This is a genomic window from Actinosynnema pretiosum (genome assembly GCF_002354875.1).
In the GTDB taxonomy this organism is placed as follows: Bacteria; Actinomycetota; Actinomycetes; order Mycobacteriales; family Pseudonocardiaceae; genus Actinosynnema; species Actinosynnema auranticum.
This window is the reverse complement of the sequence record NZ_CP023445.1, coordinates 6,408,841-6,428,596: the sequence shown is the minus strand read 5'-3', so window position 1 is coordinate 6,428,596 and position 19,756 is coordinate 6,408,841. Positions and strand designations below refer to the sequence as shown.

17 protein-coding genes are annotated in these 19,756 nt (G+C 74.4%); 8 read left to right on the top strand and 9 right to left on the bottom strand.

The features are described from left to right. Positions 1 to 97: 97 nt before the first annotated feature. From CNX65_RS27305 to CNX65_RS27295, 3 genes are read right to left on the bottom strand one after another with little or no spacing between them, the layout of a single operon-like run. Complete coding sequence (locus tag CNX65_RS27305) at positions 98 to 1,492, bottom strand: GntP family permease (RefSeq protein WP_015804185.1); 1,395 nt, start codon at positions 1,490 to 1,492, stop codon at positions 98 to 100. Next, positions 1,489 to 3,078 carry an N-acyl-D-amino-acid deacylase family protein gene (locus CNX65_RS27300; protein ID WP_096496309.1) on the bottom strand — a complete coding sequence of 530 codons (1,590 nt, stop codon included), beginning with the start codon at positions 3,076 to 3,078 and terminating at the stop codon, positions 1,489 to 1,491. The genes CNX65_RS27305 and CNX65_RS27300 overlap by 4 nt, the downstream gene beginning before the upstream one ends. 60 nt (positions 3,079 to 3,138) lie before the next feature. Continuing rightward, a complete protein-coding gene (locus CNX65_RS27295) occupies positions 3,139 to 4,425 on the bottom strand; it encodes an amino acid deaminase (RefSeq protein WP_177154424.1) in 1,287 nt (428 codons plus the stop codon). 90 nt (positions 4,426 to 4,515) lie between these two features. Here CNX65_RS27295 and CNX65_RS27290 point away from each other — a divergent pair, with 90 nt between their 5' ends. The 3 genes from CNX65_RS27290 to CNX65_RS27280 are packed head-to-tail and all read left to right on the top strand — an operon-like array spanning position 4,516 to position 6,630. Continuing rightward, on the top strand, positions 4,516 to 5,481 hold the full coding sequence (locus CNX65_RS27290; protein ID WP_096496307.1) for a sugar kinase: 966 nt from the start codon (positions 4,516 to 4,518) through the stop codon (positions 5,479 to 5,481). Further along, a complete protein-coding gene (locus tag CNX65_RS27285; RefSeq protein ID WP_096496306.1) occupies positions 5,478 to 6,227 on the top strand; it encodes an IclR family transcriptional regulator in 750 nt (249 codons plus the stop codon). Before CNX65_RS27290 ends, CNX65_RS27285 begins: the two co-directional genes overlap by 4 nt. A gap of 16 nt (positions 6,228 to 6,243) precedes the next feature. Beyond that, positions 6,244 to 6,630, top strand: a complete 387-nt coding sequence (locus tag CNX65_RS27280; protein WP_096496305.1) for a RidA family protein — start codon at positions 6,244 to 6,246, stop codon at positions 6,628 to 6,630. Positions 6,631 to 6,854: 224 nt separating this feature from the next. Here CNX65_RS27280 and CNX65_RS27275 read toward each other — a convergent pair whose 3' ends face one another. Next, a complete protein-coding gene (locus CNX65_RS27275; protein WP_096496304.1) occupies positions 6,855 to 9,152 on the bottom strand; it encodes an ATP-binding protein in 2,298 nt (765 codons plus the stop codon). Positions 9,153 to 9,355: 203 nt separating this feature from the next. On the opposite strand from CNX65_RS27275, the gene CNX65_RS27270 reads away from it, so the two are divergent. After that, positions 9,356 to 10,009, top strand: a complete 654-nt coding sequence (locus tag CNX65_RS27270; protein ID WP_096496303.1) for a hypothetical protein — start codon at positions 9,356 to 9,358, stop codon at positions 10,007 to 10,009. A 147-nt stretch (positions 10,010 to 10,156) separates the two neighbouring features. On the opposite strand, the gene CNX65_RS27265 is transcribed toward CNX65_RS27270, so the two are convergent. Next, on the bottom strand, positions 10,157 to 10,498 hold the full coding sequence (locus CNX65_RS27265; protein WP_015804177.1) for a DUF1844 domain-containing protein: 342 nt from the start codon (positions 10,496 to 10,498) through the stop codon (positions 10,157 to 10,159). A gap of 281 nt (positions 10,499 to 10,779) precedes the next feature. Between CNX65_RS27265 and infC the strand changes: the two genes are divergently transcribed. The 4 genes from infC to CNX65_RS27245 all read left to right on the top strand — a co-directional run bounded on the left by infC (position 10,780) and on the right by CNX65_RS27245 (position 12,972). Further along, complete coding sequence (gene infC, locus CNX65_RS27260; RefSeq protein ID WP_015804176.1) at positions 10,780 to 11,394, top strand: translation initiation factor IF-3; 615 nt, start codon at positions 10,780 to 10,782, stop codon at positions 11,392 to 11,394. An 84-nt stretch (positions 11,395 to 11,478) separates the two neighbouring features. Further along, positions 11,479 to 11,673, top strand: a complete 195-nt coding sequence (rpmI, locus tag CNX65_RS27255) for a 50S ribosomal protein L35 (RefSeq protein WP_015804175.1) — start codon at positions 11,479 to 11,481, stop codon at positions 11,671 to 11,673. A 61-nt stretch (positions 11,674 to 11,734) separates the two neighbouring features. Further along, positions 11,735 to 12,124, top strand: a complete 390-nt coding sequence (rplT, locus tag CNX65_RS27250; RefSeq protein WP_015804174.1) for a 50S ribosomal protein L20 — start codon at positions 11,735 to 11,737, stop codon at positions 12,122 to 12,124. Then, positions 12,124 to 12,972 carry a TrmH family RNA methyltransferase gene (locus CNX65_RS27245; RefSeq protein ID WP_096496302.1) on the top strand — a complete coding sequence of 283 codons (849 nt, stop codon included), beginning with the start codon at positions 12,124 to 12,126 and terminating at the stop codon, positions 12,970 to 12,972. Before rplT ends, CNX65_RS27245 begins: the two co-directional genes overlap by 1 nt. On the opposite strand, the gene CNX65_RS27240 is transcribed toward CNX65_RS27245, so the two are convergent. From CNX65_RS27240 to CNX65_RS27225, 4 genes are all read right to left on the bottom strand, one after another. Next, the gene (locus tag CNX65_RS27240) at positions 12,969 to 14,273 is read right to left on the bottom strand and encodes a sensor histidine kinase (RefSeq protein ID WP_096496301.1); all 1,305 of its coding nucleotides are present in this window, start codon (positions 14,271 to 14,273) and stop codon (positions 12,969 to 12,971) included. The genes CNX65_RS27245 and CNX65_RS27240 overlap by 4 nt on opposite strands. Positions 14,274 to 14,287: 14 nt before the next feature. Continuing rightward, positions 14,288 to 14,959, bottom strand: coding sequence for a response regulator transcription factor (locus CNX65_RS27235; RefSeq protein WP_096496300.1), 672 nt, complete (start codon positions 14,957 to 14,959; stop codon positions 14,288 to 14,290). Between the two features lie 137 nt (positions 14,960 to 15,096). Then, the gene (locus CNX65_RS27230) at positions 15,097 to 17,928 is read right to left on the bottom strand and encodes a hypothetical protein (protein WP_096496299.1); all 2,832 of its coding nucleotides are present in this window, start codon (positions 17,926 to 17,928) and stop codon (positions 15,097 to 15,099) included. 13 nt (positions 17,929 to 17,941) lie between these two features. Then, positions 17,942 to 19,699 (bottom strand): HSP90 family protein, encoded by a 1,758-nt coding sequence (locus CNX65_RS27225; RefSeq protein WP_096496298.1) that lies wholly within the window; start codon positions 19,697 to 19,699, stop codon positions 17,942 to 17,944. Positions 19,700 to 19,756 lie beyond the last annotated feature (57 nt).

The following is a 19,756-nucleotide window of genomic DNA, read 5'->3' as shown; positions in this document are numbered from 1 at the left end:
GGGCCGCGCGGGGAGGTGCGGCCCGCAGGGGGGAGAGGCCCCCGCGTCTCCGAGGGGGAGGGCGCGGGGGCCTTTCGCCGCACCGGGTCCGGCGCGGCTACACCACCAGGCTGAGCAGCGCGGCGACCACGAAGCCCACCACGGACAGCAGGGTCTCCACGACCGTCCAGGTCTGGAGCGTCTCCTTCACCGACAGCCCGAAGTACCGCGACACGATCCAGAACCCGCCGTCGTTGACGTGCGAGGCGATGATCGAGCCGGACGCGATCGCCATGACCACCAGCGCCAGCTGCGGCTGCGAGTAGGACTGCTCCGCGACCAGCGGCGCCACGATGCCGGTGGTGGTCACGATCGCCACGGTCGCCGAGCCCTGCGCGATCCGCATCCCGCAGCTGATCACGTAGGCCAGCGCCATGACCGGGAGCCCCAGGTCCGCCAGGGAGTTCGCCAGCACCTTGCCGACGCCGGTCGCGGACAGCACCGCGCCGAAGAACCCGCCCGCGCCGACCACCAGCAGGATCATCGCCACCGGGCGCAGCGACGCCGCCGACAGCTCGGCGATCTTCTCCCGCGTCATGCCGCGCCGGAAGCCCAGCAGCCAGAACGCCAGCAGCACCGCGATGGTCAGCGCCACGGCGGGCGTGCCGAAGAACGTGAACACGCCCAGCAGCGACGAGCCCTTGGGCAGCAGGATGCTGCCGAACGTGCCCGCCAGGATCAGCACCAGCGGCACCGCGATGATGCCCAGCACCAGCGACAGCGGCGGCTCGCCCTTGGTGCTCTCGGCGCGCGCCTTCTCCGCCGCCGCCAGCATCTCCTCGGGGACCGGGATCTCCAGCCGCTTGCCAATCCACGCCGAGAACAGCACGCCGCCGACGAACCAGGACGGGATCGCCACCGCCAGGCCCATCACGATGATCCAGCCCAGGCCCACGTTCAGCAGGCCGGCCGCCGCCACGGGACCGGGGTGCGGGGGCATGAACGCGTGCATCACCGACAGGCCCGCGAGCAGCGGCATGGCGTAGAGCACGATGGAGCGCCCGGCGCGCTTGGCCGCCACGTACACCAGCGGCGCCAGCACGAAGATGCCGATGTCGAAGAACACCGGGACGCCGAAGATCAGACCAGCCAGGCCCATCGCCAGCGGCGCGCGGTTCTCGCCGAACGCCCGCAGCAGCGAGCGGGTCAGCACCTCGGCGCCCCCGGACGCCTCCAGGATCGCGCCCAGCAGCGTGCCGAGGCCGATGATGGCCGTGATGTGGCCGAGGATGCTGCCGAAGCCCTTCTCCAGCAACGAGTCCGAGGCCTTCTGCGCCGACCCGACCAGCACCTCCACCGGCAGGCCCGCGGCCAGCGCCACCAGCAGGCCGACCACGAGCAGCGCGATGAACGGCTCGACCTTCCAGCGGATGATCATCAACAGCAGCAGGGCGATGCTGAGCCCGGACAGGGTCAGCAGCCCCGCCGTCGAGTGCTGCAACCAGTCGATCACGCGTTGCTCCGGGTGTTTCGCAGGGAACGTCCGGGCAGGGCGTCGGTGCGCCTGCCCGCGTCGACGACGGGGACCCCGTTGACGACGACGTGGTGGATGCCCTCGGCGGCCTGCCGGGGGGCGTCGAACGTCGCGGTGTCCACGACGGTGTCCGGGTCGAACAGCACCAGGTCGGCCGCGCAGCCCTCGCGGACCAGACCCCGGTCGGCCAGGCGCAACCGGCGCGCGGCGCGCCCGGTCAGGTGCGCCACGCACTCCTCCAGCCCGAGCACGCCCAGCTCCCGCACGTACCGGGCGAGGTAGCGCGGGAAGGTGCCCCACGCGCGGGGGTGCGGCCGGTCGCCGACGAGCAGGCCGTCGCTGCCGCCGGTGTGCGCGGGGTGGCGCATGATCGCCCGCACGTTGTCCTCGTGGCCCACGTGCATCAGGCACGACGTGCCCAGCCGCTCGGCGACCAGCACGTCGAAGTACAGCTCGGCCGGGGGACGTCCGGCGGCGCGCGCGGAGGCGGCGACGCTGTGGCCCACCAGGTGCGCGTGCTCGGCCAGCCGCACGCCGTTGATCTCGATGGACTCCCAGTCGACCGGAACGCCGTGGCAGCCGTCCGACCCGGTCTCCTCGATCTCCACGCGCACCCGCTCGCGCGTGGCGGGATCGGTCAGCCTCGCCAGGGTCGCCTCGACGCCGCCACCGGACGCCCAGCCGGGCAGCAGCGCCGACAGGTAGGTCGCGCCCGGCAGGTACGGGTAGGTGTCCAGGGTGATGTCGACGCCGTCGGCGATCGCCGCGTCCAGCAGCGCGAGCAGCTCGCCCGCGCGGCCCTCGTTGACCGGGAAGTTCATGGTGGCGTGCGCCAGGTGCAGCGGGCAGCCGGACTCGCGCGAGAGCTCCACCACCTCCGCGTACGCCTCCAGCGCGCCCGCGCCGTAGCTGCGGTGGTGCGGGCTGTAGTAGCCGCCGCGCTCGCCGGTGACCCGGCACAGCTCGACCAGCTCCCGCGACGACGCGTACATGCCGGGCGCGTAGGTCAGCCCGGACGACAGGCCCAGCGCGCCCTCGTCCAGCGAGCGCGCCAGCACCTCCTTCATCCGGGTCAGCTCGGCCTCCGTCGCGGGCCGGTCCTCCAGGCCGACGCACAGCATCCGCAGCGTGCCCTGCGGCACCAGGTAGGCGGCGTTGACCGCGATGCCCTTGTCGAGCCGGTCCAGGTACTCGCCGACCGAGCGCCAGTCCCAGTCGAACCCGGCCGGGTCGTCGTTCCAGCCCGCGAGCTGACCGCGCAGGGCGGCGAGCACCTCGTCGTCCACCGGCGCGTAGGACAGCCCGTCCTGGCCGAGGACCTCGGTGGTCACGCCCTGGCTGACCTTGGCCAGGTGCTCGGGGTTGGCGAGGACCTGCAGGTCGGAGTGGGAGTGCATGTCGATGAACCCCGGCGCGAGCACCAGCCCGCCCGCGTCCACGACACGGCGTCCGGACAGGCCGCTGCCGATCTCGGCCACCCGCCCGTCCCGCACCCCCACGTCGGCGGCGTACCCCGGTCGTCCGGTGCCGTCGACCACCCGTGCTCCCCGGTAGACGATGTCCACTCGTGCCCCTCCAGCCAGGCGGGGGCCGCGCGTGCTCGCGCGGCCCGGTGGGTGCGGTGCTCAGAAGTAGGTGCGCACCAGGTCGACCACGGTCGTGCCGCGCACGACCGGGATGAGCTGCCACTTGTCGAAGACGGTGCACGGGTGGGACAGGCCGAGGCCGATCCAGTCGCCGACGCGCACGGGGGAGTCCTCGGGCAGCCTCAGGAACGTGTGCTGGTCGGCCAGCGAAGTCACCTCGGCGCCGTCCAGCGCGCGCTGCCCCCCGTCGGCCCCGCGCACGAGCAGCGGCACGGGCAGGCCCTCGTCGAAGGAGGCGTCGCGCTTGCCCATGACCAGCAGCGCCAGCCCCGGCTCGGGCCGCGACACCACCTGCGCCCAGGCCAGCAGCGCGGGCTTGAGCGGCGCCGGGCCCGCGCCCCGGTTCAGCGGGGAGACGCCCTGGTAGAAGCCGTGGTCGTGGGTGACGTACGCGCCGCTGCGCAGCACCGGGCGGACCGGCAGCTCCCACGGCCCGGCGAGGACGGCGGCGACCTGGTCGAAGTAGGCGCTGCCGCCCGCGGTGACGATCGGCTCGTCGACCTCGTAGCTCCCGCGCAGGTCGTGGACCAGCTCGCGCAGCGCGGCGAGGTAGCCGTCGACGGTGGCGAGCGAGCCGGGGGACGCGTCGTGCACCAGGGAGCCCTCGTAGCCCGCGACGCCGACCAGGCGCAGCGCGGGGCTGGCGGCGGCGGCCTCGGCGACCGCGCGGGCGGCGGCCAGGTCGCGGGCGCCGGTGCGGCCTCCGGGCGCGCCCAGCTCGACCAGCACGTCCACCGGCCGCGCGGGCGTCCCCAGCGCCTCGGTCATCCGCTCGACGCCCTCGACCGAGTCGACCCAGCAGGCGAACTCGAAGTCCGGGTCGGCGGCCAGCTCGTCCGCGAGCCAGCGCAGCCCGGCCGGGTCGACCAGCTCGTTGGCCAGCAGCACCCGGCGCACCCGGAACGCCCGGTAGACGCGGACCTGGCTGGTGTTGGCGGCGGTGATGCCCCACGCGCCGCGCTCCAGCTGGGCGGCGAACAGCTGCGGGGCCATCGTGGTCTTGCCGTGCGGGGCGAGCAGCACGCCGCGCTCGGCGCACCAGGCGGCCATGACGTCCAGGTTGTGCTCCAGCGCCTCCTGGTCGAGCACGACGAGCGGTCCGACGAAGCCGCCGGTGACCAGGTCGGCCCGCCGCTCGGCCAGCTCGCCGACGGTCGACCCGAAGGCGTCCGACGGCATCCCCTTGAAGCGCCAGTCGACCCGCTCCGAGCGGATCGCGGCGACGGCGTCGCGGTCGATGTCCACTGGCTCGCTCCCCTGTTGCATATTGCGCAACGGCCGTTGCGCGATGTGATGGCGATGTGTGTAACATTCGGTCGCCGTCCAGTCAACGATCACCAGCCCAGGGGGACGCGGATGCGGTTCGAAGGCGTGGGCGGCGTGGTGTGCCTCGGCGAGACCATGGCGGTCCTGGTGCCCGCCGAACCCGGCCCGGTGCGCGCCGCGCGCGCCTGGACCAGGGCGGTCGGCGGCGCCGAGTCCAACGTCGCGATCCACCTCGCCCGGCTCGGCGTGCCCAGCCGCTGGGTGAGCGCGGTCGGCGACGACGCGTTCGGCGGGGCCGTGCTCGACGCGGTCGGCGGCGCGGGCGTCGACGTCACCGGCGTCGTGGTCGACCCGACCCGCCCCACCGGCCTGTACGTCAAGGAGGCCGCCGCCTCCGGCAGCCCCGTCCGCTACTACCGGCGCGGCTCGGCCGCCTCCGCCCTCGGCCCCGACGCCCTGCCCGAGCTCCGCCCCGGCGACGCGCTCGTGCACGTCAGCGGCATCACCGCCGCCCTGTCCGACAGCTGCCTCGACCTGCTGCGCGCCGTGCTGGCCAGGCCGCGCGGCCCGCTCGTCTCGTTCGACCTGAACTGGCGGCCCGCGCTGTGGGCCGACCGCGATCCGGCCGTGCTGCGCGAGCTGGCCGACGCCGCCGACGTCGTCCTCGCGGGCGCCGACGAGGCCGAGACCGCCTGGGGCACCGGCGACCCGGCCGAGCTGCGCGCCCTGCTCCCCGGCCCGACCACGCTCGTGGTCAAGCAGGGCGAGCGCGGCGCGACCGTCGTGGAGGGCGGCGAGCAGGTGTTCCAGCCCGCGCTGCGCGTCGACGTCGTCGAGCCGGTCGGGGCGGGCGACGCGTTCGCCGCCGGCTACCTCGCCGCCCACCTCGCGGGCGAGCCGCCCGCCCGCAGGCTGCGCGCCGGGCACCTGCAGGCCGCCGCCGCACTGCTCACCAGGGAGGATGTCGGGGACCCGCTGCCGCCCTCGGTCACCGCGCCCCTCCTGGACGCGTCGCCCGAGGAGTGGGCCGCCGCCCACCTGAGGAGACCCCGATGAGCCAGAGCCTGGACCGCGCGCTGACCCTCCTGGGCAGGCTCGCCACCGGGCCCAAGACCCTGGACGAGCTGGCGGGAGCCGTGGACGTGCACAAGTCCACCGCGCTCCGGCTCCTGCGCACCCTGGAGTCGCACCGCTTCGCCCAGCGCGACGGCGTGCACCACTACCGGCTCGGCACCGCCCTGTTCGACCTGGCCAACCGGGCGCTGGAGGAGCGCGACGTGCGCCGCAGCAGCGAGCCCGCGCTGCGCGAGCTCAACGGCCGCCTCGGCTACACCGTGCACCTGGCCTCCTACGAGGCGGGCGAGGTCATCTACATCGACAAGTACGACAGCACCCACCCCGTGCGGATGTACTCGCGCGTGGGCCGCCGCGCCCCGCTGCACTGCACCGCCGTGGCCAAGGTGCTGCTCTCCGACCTGCCCGAGCACCGGCGCCGCGAGGTCGCCGAGGGCATGGAGTACCCGCCGCTCACCGCGAACACCATCACCGGCCCCGAGCGGTACCTGGCCGAGCTGGAGAAGGTGCGCGAGCGCGGGTACGCCGTCGACAACGCCGAGCACGAGGACTTCATCCACTGCATTGCCGCCCCCATCAGGGGCGCGCGCGGGGAGGTCGTCGCCGCGGTGTCGATGTCGGCGCCGAAGGTGCTGCTGGACTTCGACGGGTTGCTCGGGCACCTGCCCGACTTGCTCGCCACCGCGCGGGCCGCGTCGATCGAGTGCGGGTGGACCGCGCGTGACTGAGAGAGGAACAACAGCGATGGGCTCCAAGGTCGAGGTTCGGACCGAGAACGCGCCTACCCCGGTGGCGAGGTTCTCCCAGGGCGTCCGCAAGGGCAACCTGCTCCAGGTCGCCGGGCAGGTCGCGTTCCACCCGGAGACCGGGGAGGTCGTCGGCACGACCGTCGCCGAGCAGACCGCGCAGGCGATGCGCAACGTCATCGCCGTGCTGGAGGCGGGCGGCGCGTCGCTGGCCGACGTCGTCATGCTGCGCGTCTACCTGACCGACACCGCGCACTTCGGCGAGATGAACGACGCGTACGGCGAGTTCATGACCGAGGGGCCGTTCTCGGCGCGCACCACGGTCTACGTCGGGCTCCCCGCCGGGCTGCTGGTCGAGATCGACGCGCTGGCCGTCCTGGACTGACCGCCGCCCCCGGCCCCCGCGCGGGGGCCGGGGACGGTCGTCCGGCGGCGCGTCACCGGAGCGAAACCCCCTGGACGGCGCAACGTCGCCCGCGCGGGTTACCGTCCGAGTGGACCAGTTCTGCCGGTGGTTCCGCATGGCGCGCCCGCCCCGCCGCGGGGTTGACTGCGATCGGATCCCCGGAAAGAGCGTTGCTGAGGAGGACGGCCGTGGCCAGGAACGCCTCACCGATCGGCTGACCGGAGTTCGGCGGCCCGCGCGCGCAGCTGCCCGCTCGCGCGCGGGTCGCCCAGGTCGTCGAGCACGTCTGCCAGCGCGCCCAGCACGTCCGGCGCGCCCGGTCCGCCGCGCCCGCCGCCCGGCTCCAGCGCCCGCTCCAGCGCCCGCTCCAGCTCCGCCCTCGCCTCCGGCAGCGCGCCCGACCGGTGCAGCGCCACCCCGGCCGCGAGCCGCGCCCTGAGCCCCGTGACGGGCGACCGCGCGCCCGCGGCCAGCCCGGCGGCCTCCCGCGCCACCGCCACCACCTCGGCCCACCGCTCCAGCCCGGCCAGCGCGTCGGCCAGCTGCATCAGCAGCGCCGCCTCCAGCGCGTCCCGCATCTCCGGGCGCAGCCCCGCCGCGTCCGCGCGCACCGCCGCCAGCAGCTCCCGGTGCACGGCCTCGGCCTCCGCGTGCCGCCGCGCCTGCGCCAGCACCTGCCCCAGCGCGTTGCCCGCGATGTGCGCGCCCAGCGGGTACCCGGCCGCCAGGAACAGCTCCCGCGCCCGCACCGCGCTGCTCCGCGCGCCCTCCAGGTCACCGGCCCGGCGCAGCGCCAGCGCCCGGTAGTGCGCCGCCCAGCCCTGCTCGCGCACGTCCCCCGCCGACACCGCCGCCGCCCGCGCCAGGTCGTGCAGCGCCAGGCCCCGCTCGGGGGAGCCTCGCAGCACCACCAGCACCCAGGTCAGGAAGTTCAGCTGCACCGCCTCGTCGCGCGCGCTGCCCAGCGCCCGCGCGGCGGCCACCCCGGCCCCGAACACCCGCTCCCAGGTGGCGGCGTCGCCGTGCTGGTCGGAGTACCAGTGCGCGGCCGAGGCCAGCCGCAGCACCCGGTCGTGCCCACCCGCCCCGGCGGTCCGGTCCAGCGCGCCCAGCCAGTTCGACAGCTCGGCCACCAGCCAGGCGTCCGCCTCGGCCGCGTCGGCGAGGCCGTCGGCGGGCTCCTGCCTGGCCTCGGTGCCGTAGAACGACAGCGCGGTGGTGGCGCGGTCCAGGAACCAGCCGTCCAGCCGCTCCCGCGCCGCCACGACGGCGGCCGGGTCGGACTCGGCGGCTAGGCGCTCGCCCGCGAACACCCGCAGCAGGTCGTGCAGCGCGTACCGGCCGGGCTCCTCCGCCGTGCCGAGCAGGCTCGCGTCCACCAGCTCGTCCAAGGCGTCCTCGGCGGTGACCGCGTCGACGCCCAGCGCCACCGCCGCCGACTCCGGCGCGCAGCCCGAACCGGGGAGCAGGGACAGCGCCCGGAACAGCGCCCGCGGCAGCGGGGCGAGCTGGCGGTAGGACAGCTCGAACGCGGGGCGCACGCCCAGGTCGCCCGCCGTGAGCGCGGACAGCCTGCGGCGCTCGTCGCCCAGCCGCGCGGCCAGGTGCGCGACCGTCCACCCCGGACGGGAGGCCAGGCGGTTCCCCGCGATCCGCAGCGCCAGCGGCAGGTTGCCGCACAGCCGGGCGACCGCCAGGGTGGCCTCGGGCTCCGCGCTGGTCCGCGCCTCGCCCGCGACGGCGGCCAGCAGCCCGGTCGACTCGGACTCGCGCAGCACGTCCAGGCCGATCCGGGTCACCCCCTCCAGGCCGCCGAGGACCTGGCGGGAGGTGATCAGCACCAGGGAGCGCGCGCCCTCGGCCAGCAGCGGGCGGACCTGGGCCTCGTCGAGCGCGTTGTCCAGCACCAGCACGGTCGAGCGCTCCCGCAGCAGCGCCCGGTAGCGGTCGGTGCGCTCGGCCTCCGAGTGCGGCGGGTCCTCGCCCAGCGCCACCAGCACCCGCCGGGTCACCTCGTCCGGCCGCACGGGCGTCGCGTCGACGCCGCGCAGGGCGAAGAAGAAGCAGCCGCCGGGGTGGGAGGCGGCCAGCTCGTGGGCGGCGCGCACGACCAGGCTGGTCTTGCCGGAGCCGGGGGCGCCGTGCACGGCGACCACCTCGGTGCCCCTGGCCCGCGCGGCGGCGGCGCGGATCGCGGCCAGCTCGTCCGCGCGGCCCGCGAGGTCGGGCAGGTCCGGCGGGAGCGCGCGGGGGCCGGGGGAGCGGGTGGCCCTGGCCCGGCCGCGCTGGGCGGCGGCGAGCAGCTCGGAGCGGTCCGCGCCGTCCAGCCCGAGCACGTCGGCGAGCGCGGCGACGGTGCGCCGCTGCGGGCCCCTGGCCCGGCCGCGCTCCACGTCGCTGATCGCGCGCACGCTGACGCCGGAGCCCTCGGCGAGGTCCTCCTGGGTCAGGCCCGCGCGGGTCCGGTGGTGACGCAGCAGGTCGCCCAGCGGTGTGGCCACGGGGGGACAGTAGACCGCCGGGGGCGGTCGGGCGGGAAAGGCGCAGGTGGGTGCGGGACGTGCGCCGTTGACCGGGTGAACGGACCACTCGCCCGGCTCTCGGCGGGGCTCGGTGACCGGCCGTCCCACGCGGTGGGCGGCCGAAGGGGGAGGTTCGCCCGAGGGGGTGTCACGCGTCGGTGCGAGCTGGTATCCCTGCGCGCATGAAGTGGTACTCGGACCGGCCCGACCGCTTTGCCCTCCAGCTCGCCGCCGACCTGGTCGCCGTCGCCTGGACCTGGTTCTGGATCGACTTCGCGCTGGGCGTGCGCGAGGCCGTGCTGTCCCTGCGGACGACCGGCGAGGAGCTGGTCGGCGCCGGTCAGGGGCTCGGCGACACCTTCCGCGACGCCGCGGACCGGGCGCGCCGAATGCCGCTCGTCGGCGACGACCTCGCCTCCGCGCTCCAGCGCGGGCAGGACGCCGGGACCTCCGTCGTCGGGGCCGGGCAGGCGCAGATCGAGGCCGTCGAGACCACCGCGCTCTGGCTCGCCGTCGCGTTCGTCGCGCTGCCGGTCGCGTTCCTGCTGATCACCTGGCTGCCGCTGCGCTACCGGTTCGCCCGCCGCGCCACGGCCGCCCGCAGGCTGCGCGACGCCGGGCGCGAGGACCTGCTCGCGCTGCACGCGCTCAACAACCTGGACCTGCGCCAGCTCGCCGCGTTCGACGGCGACCCGCTGGAGGGGTGGCGCAGGCAGGACCCGGAGATCATCGCCCAGCTCGCGGCCAGGCAGCTGCGCTCGTCCGGGGTGCGGCCCCGCGTCAAGGCGGGGCGGGGTGGGAAGGGGCGCGCCAAGCGCGGCGCCGAGGGGGACTGACCCCGAACGGGTGGGTGGCGCGGGCGTCCGCCGGTGCGACCGGGGGCGCCCGCGCCTCGGCGCCGGGGGGACGGGTGGTGGGCCGCTCGCGCGACCGTCCCGCCTCCCCGCGTCACGGGGGTGACGCGGCAGCGGCGGGGGAGGGGGTCAGTAGACCGGGCCGGTGAACTTCTCGCCGGGGCCCTTGCCGGGCTCGTCCGGGAACGCCGACGCCTCGCGGAACGCCCGCTGCACGGACTGGAGGCCGTCGCGCAGGGGACCCGCGTGCGGGCCGAGGTACTCGGCGGAGGCGGTCACCAGGCCGGCCAGCGCGGTGATCAGCCTCCGGGCCTCGTCCAGGTCGCGGCGGGGGCTGTTGTCCGGGTCCTCGTCGGCCAGGCCGAGGCGCTCGGCGGCGGCGGAGAGCAGCATGACCGAGGCCTTGCTGATCACCTCGATGCTGGGGACGTCGTGCAGGTCGCGGACGTTGTCGTCAGGCAGGTCGGTCACCCCGACATTGTCGCAACCCGCCTCCGGGCGCCGCCGGTTCGGGGGTTGACAAGCGATCTGCTACGATGTTCGACGCGACCAGTTCCCGCACGTGCGGGAACGGCAAGTGGAGCCCCGCTCCCACCCGCGTCCGCCGCCCTCGTGGCAGGTGGCCGGGTCCGGTCCCTCGCAGGGTGGACTGCGCCCTGTCGTTGTGCGATCGGTCGGAAGAGCGGGCCTCACGCTGGGCAAAGCGTGGGGCCTCTTGTCTTTTGGCGCACAACGAGTCGCAAAGGACGTGCATGACAAGTCCCTCGAACCGAGGTGCTCCCGTGAGCACCGAGCCGCGCATCAACGACCGCATCCGCGTGCCCGAGGTTCGTCTGGTCGGGCCGAACGGTGAGCAGGTCGGGATCGTTCGCATCGAGGACGCGCTCCGACTCGCACAGGAATCGGACCTCGACCTCGTCGAGGTCGCCGCGCAGGCTCGCCCGCCCGTCTGCAAGCTCATGGACTACGGCAAGTACAAGTACGAGTCCGCGCAGAAGGCCCGCGAGTCCCGGCGCAACCAGCAGCTCACGGTCATCAAGGAGCAGAAGCTCCGCCCGAAGATCGATCCCCACGACTACCAGACGAAGAAGGGCCACGTGGCCCGCTTCCTGGGTCAGGGGAACAAGGTCAAGGTGACCATCATGTTCCGTGGCCGAGAGCAGTCCCGGCCCGAGCTGGGCTACCGGCTGCTCCAGCGGTTGGCCGAGGACGTCGCGGAGCTCGGTTTCGTGGAGTCGAACCCGAAGCAGGACGGCCGCAACATGATCATGGTGCTGGCCCCGCACAAGACCACGAAGACCCGTCCGATCAAGCACGAGAACGACGATCTGGCGGACGCCCCGGCTGAGGACGCGCCGGCGGAGTGAAGTTGTGATCTCCCGGCCTCCGGGCCGGGAGATCAGAGCACGGCGCCCCCGCTCGGGTGGTCGCTGCACGAGACGAGGACGGAAATGCCGAAGAACAAGAGCCACAGCGGGACCTCCAAGCGAGTGAAGGTCACCGGCAGCGGCAAGCTGATGCGGGAGAAGGCGGGCAAGCGCCACCTGCTGGAGAAGAAGTCCAGCAAGCTCACCCGTCGCCTCTCCGGCGCCACCGAGGTCGCGAAGAACGACGTGCCTCGGCTGAAGAAGCTGCTCGGCCTCTAACCCGCCCCCTTTTTCACCACCGGGGCGTCCCCCAGCCCCACGAGATCGACAGGATGGACCCGTGGCACGCGTCAAAAGGGCCGTGAACGCCCAGAAGAAGCGCCGTACCACCCTTGAGCTCGCCAGCGGCTACCGCGGCCAGCGTTCGAGGCTGTACCGCAAGGCCAAGGAGCAGGTGCTCCACTCGCTCAACTACGCGTACCGCGACCGCCGTGCGCGCAAGGGCGACTTCCGCAAGCTCTGGATCCAGCGCATCAACGCGGGCGTGCGTGCCAACGGCATGACCTACAACCGCTTCATCCAGGGTCTGCGCCTGGCCGGCATCGAGGTCGACCGCAAGATCCTGGCCGAGCTGGCCGTCAGCGACCCGACCGCGTTCGCCGCGGTGGTCGAGCTGGCCAAGGCGGCCATGCCCGCCGACGTCAACGCTCCGGCCGAGGACAAGGCCTGATCAGCGACGCCAGTCGTGCGCCACGACCCGCGGACGTCCCGTTCACCGAGCGGACTCCGCGGGTCGTCGCCGCTCGACGCCTGACCCGCCGCTCCGGCCGCGACCGGGCCGCCCGCTTCCTCGCCGAGGGCGCGCAGGCGGTCCGCGAGGCCCTCGCCTGGTCCGCCGAGGGGCGCGGCCGGGTGCACGAGCTGTTCGTCACCGAGGTCGCCGCCGAGCGCAACCAGGAGCTGGTCGACGCCGCCGCCTCGTCGGGCGTGCCGATCAGCGTCGTCACGGACAAGGCCGCCGCCGCGCTGTCGGAGACGGTCACCCCGCAGGGCGTGGTCGCCGTGTGCGACCCGGTCGAGGTCCCCCTCGACGCCGCCCTCACCCCCTCCGCCCGCCTGGTCGCGGTGCTGCACGGCGTCGCCGACCCCGGCAACGCGGGCACCGTCGTCCGGGTCGCCGACGCGGCGGGCGCCGACGCGGTGGTCTTCGCGGGCGACTCGGTCGACGTGCACAACGGCAAGTGCGTGCGCGCCTCGACCGGCAGCGTGTTCCACCTGCCGATCGCCCGCGCCCGCTCCGCCGAGGACGTGTTCGCGGCCTGCCGCGCGGCCGGGCTGCGCCTGGTCGCCGCCGACGGGTACGCCACCGAGGACCTGGTGACCGCCGACCTGCGCGGCGACCTGGCCCACCCCACGGCGTGGGTGTTCGGCAGCGAGGCGCACGGTTTGCCCGACGACGTCGTGACGAGCCTGGACGGCGCCCTGAAGGTGCCGCTGTACGGCGGCGCGGAGAGCCTGAACCTGGCCACGGCCGCGGCGGTGTGCCTGTACGCGTCCGCGCGGGCGCACCGGGCCTAGAGCCGGTCCGCGCGGGGCAGCGAGGCGATGAGCAGCGCGCCCCGCGCGCTCGCGCCGACGACCAGGGTTCCCCGGTGCACGGCGGCGATGCGGCGCGCGATGGCGAGACCGAGGCCGGTGCCGCCGGTGTCGCGGGCGCGGGCCTCGTCGAGGCGGGTGAAGCGGTCGAACACGCGCTCGCGGTCGGCTTCCGGGATGCCGGGGCCGTCGTCGGCGACTTCGAGGACGGCTTGCCCGTCCACTGCGGACAGTCGAACGGTGATCGCGGATTCGGCGTGCCGCTCGGCGTTGTCCAGCAGGTTCCCGAGCAACCGGTCCAGCAGGGCCCGACTCCCCAGCACCTGAACGGGGTCGTCGGGCAGTTCGACGACGAGTTCGTGCACCGACCTGCGGCGCGCCACGTCCGCACGCGCCAGCGCTGCCAGGTCGAGCGGTGTGGAGATCGACTTGGTGTGGTCGAGCCGGGTCAGCAGGAGCAGGTCGGTGGCCAGCGCTTGAATCCGGTCGGTGTCGGCCAGCGCGCCTTCCACGACCGATGACCAGTGGGCGTTCTCGGGGTGGCTGAGGGCGATCTCCAGTTCGGCGCGCAACGCGGCGATCGGGCCGCACAGCTCGTGCGAGGCGTCGGCGGCGAACCGCCGGTTCTCCTCCACGGCCCGCTCCAGGCGGTCGAGCGCGGTGTTCACGGTGACCGCCAGCTCGCTCAACTCGTTGCGGACGCGGGGGAGCGGCACCCTGCGGGCCAGGTCGTGCTCGGTGATGTCGGCCAGCTCCCGCCGGATCGCCTCCACGGGTCGCAGCACCCGGCCCATCGCCACCCACACCGCGAACCCCGTCAGCGCGGTCAGCGCGAACGCCCCTCCGAACAGCAGCAGGATCTTGTGGTTGAGGTCGCGTTGCGCCTGCGTGAACTGCTTCGCGCGCGCCTCGGGAAGAACGTCCGGGAGTTCGGGGAATTCCGCAGGAGGAATGCACCTACTGCCGGCCGCTCCAGGGTCCGTGAACGGCCACAGCGAGAGTTGCGGTCTGCAGAAGGGGGTTCTCCTGTCCTCTGAGAGCGAGAGGTAGGTCGGGAGCGGTTCGGAACCGCGCGGAGAAGCGATGCTGATCCCGCTCTCCTCGCACACCGTGGCTTTCAGCCGCCAGGTGATCGGATCTCCGCCCAGGGGGAAGACGTCCGTCGCCATCGTGCACAGGAGCAGTTGTTGGACCGCGTCGTCCCGCAGCGATACCGCCGTCGTCACCACGATCGCCAGCAGCGGCACCTCGATCGCGACCATCGCCAGTCCTGTCACGCGCATGCGCAACCGCCCCCTCACGACTCCTCCAGCCGGTACCCCACCCCGCGCACCGTGGTGATCGTGAAGGTCCCGAACGGCGAGTCGATCTTCCGGCGCAGCGCGCTCACGTACACCTCGACGAGGTTGTGGTCCGCCTCCCGCGCCGAGTCCCACACCCCGGCCAGCACCTCGTCCTTGGTGACCACCCGCCCCTTGCGCCGCGCCAGGTGCTCCAAGACCGTGAACTCCTTGGCGGTCAACGGGATCGTCGTCCCCCGCCGCGAGCAGGTGCGCGTCACCGGGTCCACCACCAGGTCGCCCGCGACCACCGCCGCCGGTCGCCCCGCCGCACCCCGCCGGGCCAGCGCCCGCAACCGCGCCACCAGCACCACGTACGAGAACGGCTTGGTCAGGTAGTCGTCCGCGCCGGTGTCCAGGCCCTCGGCCTCGTCCAGCTCGCCGTCCTTGGCCGTCAGCATCAGGATCGGCGTCTCGACCCCCGCGTGGCGCAGCCGCGCGCACACCCGGTACCCGTTCAGCCCCGGCAGCATGATGTCCAGCACGACCACGTCGTACGCGTGCTCCGAGGCCCGCCACAGGCCCGTCTCGCCGTCGTGCTCCACGTCCACCGCGAAGCCCTCGGCGACCAGCCCCCGCGCGAGCAGCCCGACGAGCCTGCGGTCGTCGTCAACCAGCAGCACCCTCATGCCCCGGAACGTGCCACAGGACGCCACCACCGCGCCTGAAGAACGCTTCAGCCGACTTCAGGTCCCCCTCAGCCCGACTGCGGCACGGTGCCGTCAGCGCGCCTCCCGCTCCGTGGGGTGGCGGGAGGCGCCCCGGCTCACTCGTCGTTCAGCCTGGCGTTCAACGACCTCAGCAGCGCGTCGCCGACGACCTGCTTGTCCTGCGCGCGCAGCGCCTCCTCCAGCGCCCCCGCCAGGTCGCCGATGATCGGCGGCGGCGTCCGGTCGGTCACCAGGGCGCCCGCGCGCCTCGCCTCGGCCTCGGCGTTCTCCGGGTCCTCGGCCGCCAGCAGGAACCGCGCGCCCCTGGTGATCATGAACAGCCTGCGGTGCTCGTCGCCGGACTGGTCCGCCAGCTCCTCGGCGATGCCGTTGTGCTCCAGCGCCTTCGCCCAGTCCTCCTCCTGCGCGTGCAGGAACCCGCGGATGGCGGCGATCCTGGTGCGCAGCATCAGCACCTGCTCCTCGTCGTCCACGTGCTCCAGCAGGCCCTCGGCGTGCGAGACCGCGTGGAACGACTCGGCCACGTCGTCGTTCGGCCGGGTGCTCGCCGCCTCCATCCAGGACGCCGCCGCCTCGTAGGCGTCGCCGATCTCGGTCCACAGCCGCGCCGCGCCCTCGTACGCCTCGGCGCCCTCGACCTCCTGCCCGGCCTGCGCCCGCGCCGCGCCGAGCGCGTCCAGCGTCACGGCCCGCTGCAGCAGCTCCTTCTCGGGCGCCACCGCCAGCGCGGCCTCCAGGTGCCGCAGCGCCGCGTCCGTCTCACCGAGCTGCGTGCACACCTTGCCGAGCCGGAACAGCACCGGCACCGAGTCGGACGGCGGCAGGTCGTCCGCCCGCACGATCCGCAGCGCCTCCTCCAGCGCCTCGGCCGCCTCGATCGGCCGCCGCACGTTCAGGTAGCCGCCCGCGAGCGCGAAGCACGCCCACACGACCTCCTGCGGGCTGCCCAGCTCGCGGGTCACCGCCACGGCCTCGCGCAGCGCGCCCATCCGGTCCGCGTACCGGCCCAGGTGCTCCACCAGCGAGACCCGCCGCTGGTGCGCCTCGACCGTCCACGGCCCGCGCACCGACCCCGACGCGGCGACCAGCGCGTCCGCCGCCTCCAGCGCCGCGTCACCGTCCTCGCGCAGCACCGCCAGGTGCCCGAGCAGCCGCAGCGCGTTGAACCGCACCGACGACGGCGGGTCCTCGACCAGCAGCGCCTCGGCGACCTCCCGCGCCTCCTCCAGCCGGTCCGCGCTGGCCAGGTGCTCGGCCCGCGCGCAGCGCACCCGCACCAGCAGGTCCGGGTCGGGCGCGGCCAGCTCGTGCGCCTGCTCGACCAGCTCCAGCGCCTCCGGCACCAGCCCGTCGTCCGAGCGCTCCACCAGCTCGGCCAGCACCAGCTTCGCCAGCACCAGCGTCTTGGGCGTCGCGGCCAGCGCGACGCACTCGCGCGCCTCGGCGACCGCCGCCTCCAGCCCGCCGGTCAGCTCGGCCCAGCGGCTGGCGCCCCGGCTGCGGTAGCGCACCGCCAGGTCCGGCTCGCCCAGCTCCTCCAGCCGCGCCACGGCCGCCCGGAACGCCGCCAGCGCGGCCTCGTCGTCCTGCCCCGGCTTGGAGGTCAGCGTCCTGCGGGCCGCGACCCGCGCCGCCAGCACGTCGGGCAGCAGCGCGTCCAGCTCGGCGGGCAGCGAGCGCAGCAGCCGCATCCCGGTGAGGAAGTCGTTGCCGGAGAACGCCTTCAGCGCCCGCTCGGCCAGCTCCACCGGATCGGACAGCACCTCGTCGTCCACAGCGGACTCGACCGGCGCGTCGACCGGCGCGTCCGCCGCCCTCGGCACCGCCAGCGGCACCGGCTCGGTGTCGGCCAGCGCCAGCGTCCTGCGGATCCGCGCGCTCACCGCGTCGCTGCCGTTGCGCTCGTCGAACCGGGCCGCGATCTCCAGCGCCTGCGCCCGCAGGAACTCGCGCAGCTCCTCCGCCGACAGCACCTCGGTGCGCCCGTCGCGCGGCACCGCGAACTCCTCCGGCCGGTCCAGCCGGTCCAGCAGCAGCGCCGCGCCCGCCGAGAAGCGCATGGCCTGCGCGGGGTTCGTGGACGAGTGCACCCGGTGCAGGTGCCGCTTGAGCAGCTCGACGCCGCGCTCCACGTTGCCCGAGGTCGCGCAGAACACCAGGTGGTCGTCCAGGTAGCCGGTCACCAGGTCGTCGCGGATCGCGCGGTGCGCCACCACGTGCGCCTCGCGGGCCCGCTCCAGGTCGCCCACCTCGACGAACGCGGGCGTCAGCGTGGTCAGGATGCCCTGCGGCTGGCCCGCGCAGCCGGTGTCCTCGGCCAGCTGGTGCTCGGCGTGCGCGATCGCCTCGGCGGGCCTGCCCTGCCAGATCAGGTGCCTGGCCTGCTCCTCGACCACGCACGCCTCGCAGTCGCTGAGCGGACCGCGCTCGGCCGCCAGGTAGCGGGCGAAGTGCTCCCGGTAACCGGCCTCGTCACCGATGTGGTCGGCCAGCTCGGTGCGCGCGCCGTGCACCGGCTGCGCCGAGAAGCCGTGCTGCCGGTAGCGGGTCGCCAGCTGCTCCAGCACCGAGCTGATCTGCTCCAGGCTGAACCGGGGGTCGGCGAGCAGACCGGTGACGATCCACTTGTGCGCCCAGTCGTAGTTGTGCGTCTCCCACTCGTCGAACGCCGTGGGGTCGCGCCGCTCGGCCGCGCCGCACCACGCGAACGGGGCCAGCATCAGGTCGTAGCGGTTCAGGTCGTGCGCCGAGCGCAGCAGCGCGATCCGGCAGCTCACCGCCAGCGGCAGGTGGTCGCAGGCGTCCGCCGCCCGCGCCGCCCGCTCCAGCGCCTCGTGCCTGGCCATGCCCTCCGGCAGGTGGTAGGCCTGCGCGAACTGCTGCTCGGCGGCCTGCTTGATCTCGTCCCGGCCGGGTTCTTCGGTCATCGGGGCTGCCCCTTCATCGGTTGTCCACGGCCCGGTCGAGCAGGTCCAGGAACGAGCGGTTGAGCGCGGCGGTGTCCTTCGGGCGCATCGGGCGCCGGGACTGGAGCAGCGCGTGCACGTACAGCGACTCCACGGTCAGCTCCACGAGCGCCGGGTCGGTCAGCTCGGCGAGCCTGCGCACCAGCGGGCTGCGGCAGTTGAGCACCAGCCGCTGCGCCGCCCCCGGCGCGGACTCGGCCAGGCTGCCCAGCAGCTGCGCCCACAGCGGGTCGTCGGCCTCCTCGCCCGCCTGCTCCACGTCGCGCCTGCGCTCGCCCTCGGCGTTGGTGACCAGCAGCGCGGGCAGCGAGGCCGGGTCGAAGTCGCGCGGGACGACCTCGCAGTCGTGCCGCTCCAGCACCCCCGCCGCGTCCGCCAGCCGCGCCCGCAGCGCCCGCTCCACCTCCGGCTCGGGGTCGCCGAGCGCGGCCAGCACCTCGCTGGGCGCCACCCGCCGCGCCGCACCCGGACCGTCCAGGGCGACCAGGCGCTCCAGGATCTCCAGGTCGTAGGCGTAACCGGCGTTCAGCAGGCCCATGCCCTGGGCGTGCGCGACCGGCGCGAGCTGGCGGAACTCGTCCACGTCCGGCAGGTACAGCACCGAGCCGTAGCGCCTGCGAAACTGCTTGAGCGACTGCGCGCCGTCCGTGGTCTCGAACGGCAGCCAGCGCTCCACCAGCCGCAGCATCTCCTCGTCCACCCTGGCCAGCGACTTGATGCCCAGGTGGTGCGCCTCCATCAGCGCCGAGGTGCGGCCGGGGTCGGTGGCGTCCAGGCGCACCAGCCAGTCCCGCACCTGGCGGCCCAGCTCCTCCTGCACGATCAGCAGCGTCTCGTCCTGGTACAGCGACTCGCGGCTGGCCGTGGGCCGCAGCGAGGAGGTGTCCACGACGCAGCGCACGAAGTACGCCCAGTCGGGCAGCAGCCCCTCGATGGCCTCGCCGACCAGCATCCGCTTCAGGTACACCCGGTGCGACTGGCGGGCGCCGGGGTGCACGCCCGCGGGCAGCACGTACGCCACGCCGGTCAGGCCCACGGCGGGCACCTCGACCGGGATCGCCGCGAACGGCTCCAGGCCCAGCACGCGCGCCCCGTACCCCATCGGGTCGGTCAGCCACGGCAGCTCGTCGGACGTGAGAACCTCGTCACCCACCCGGACGGTGACCGGCAGCAGCTCGCCGTACTCGGCGACCAGCGCGCGCACCACGTCGCGGCCGAGCCAGTGGTCGCTGTCGCGGCCGGGCACCAGCTCGATCGTGGTGCCGACCTCGGCGCGCGCCGCGTCGTCCACCTCGACCTCGTAGTTGCCCGCCGCGTCGGCCGACCAGCGGACCGCGGGCCCGCCCTTCGCGGAGCGGCTGACCAGCCGCACCCGCTCGGCGACGAGGAACGCCGACAGCAGGCCCACGCCGAACTGGCCGAGGAAGCCCTGGCGGGCGAACCCCAGCTCGTCCCGCTTGGACGTGCGGCCCAGCGTCGAGAGCAGGTCGTGCACCTCGCTCTCGGTCAGGCCTATGCCCGTGTCGGAGATGCGCAGGGTGCCGTCGGCGCTGGAATCGGCAGGCTCGATGACCACCTCGCCCGGCGCGTCCGGCTGGAGCGCGCGGCGGGCGGTGATGGCGTCCACCGCGTTCTGCAGCAGCTCGCGGGCGTACACGCGAGGGCTGCTGTACAGGTGGTGGCTGAGCAGGTCGATGATCCCGCGCAGGTCGACACCGAAGGTGTGTGCCATAAGAGTGCGGTCCACCTCAGGTCTTGATCGCTTTCAGACGCCCGAATTCTAGGTGCG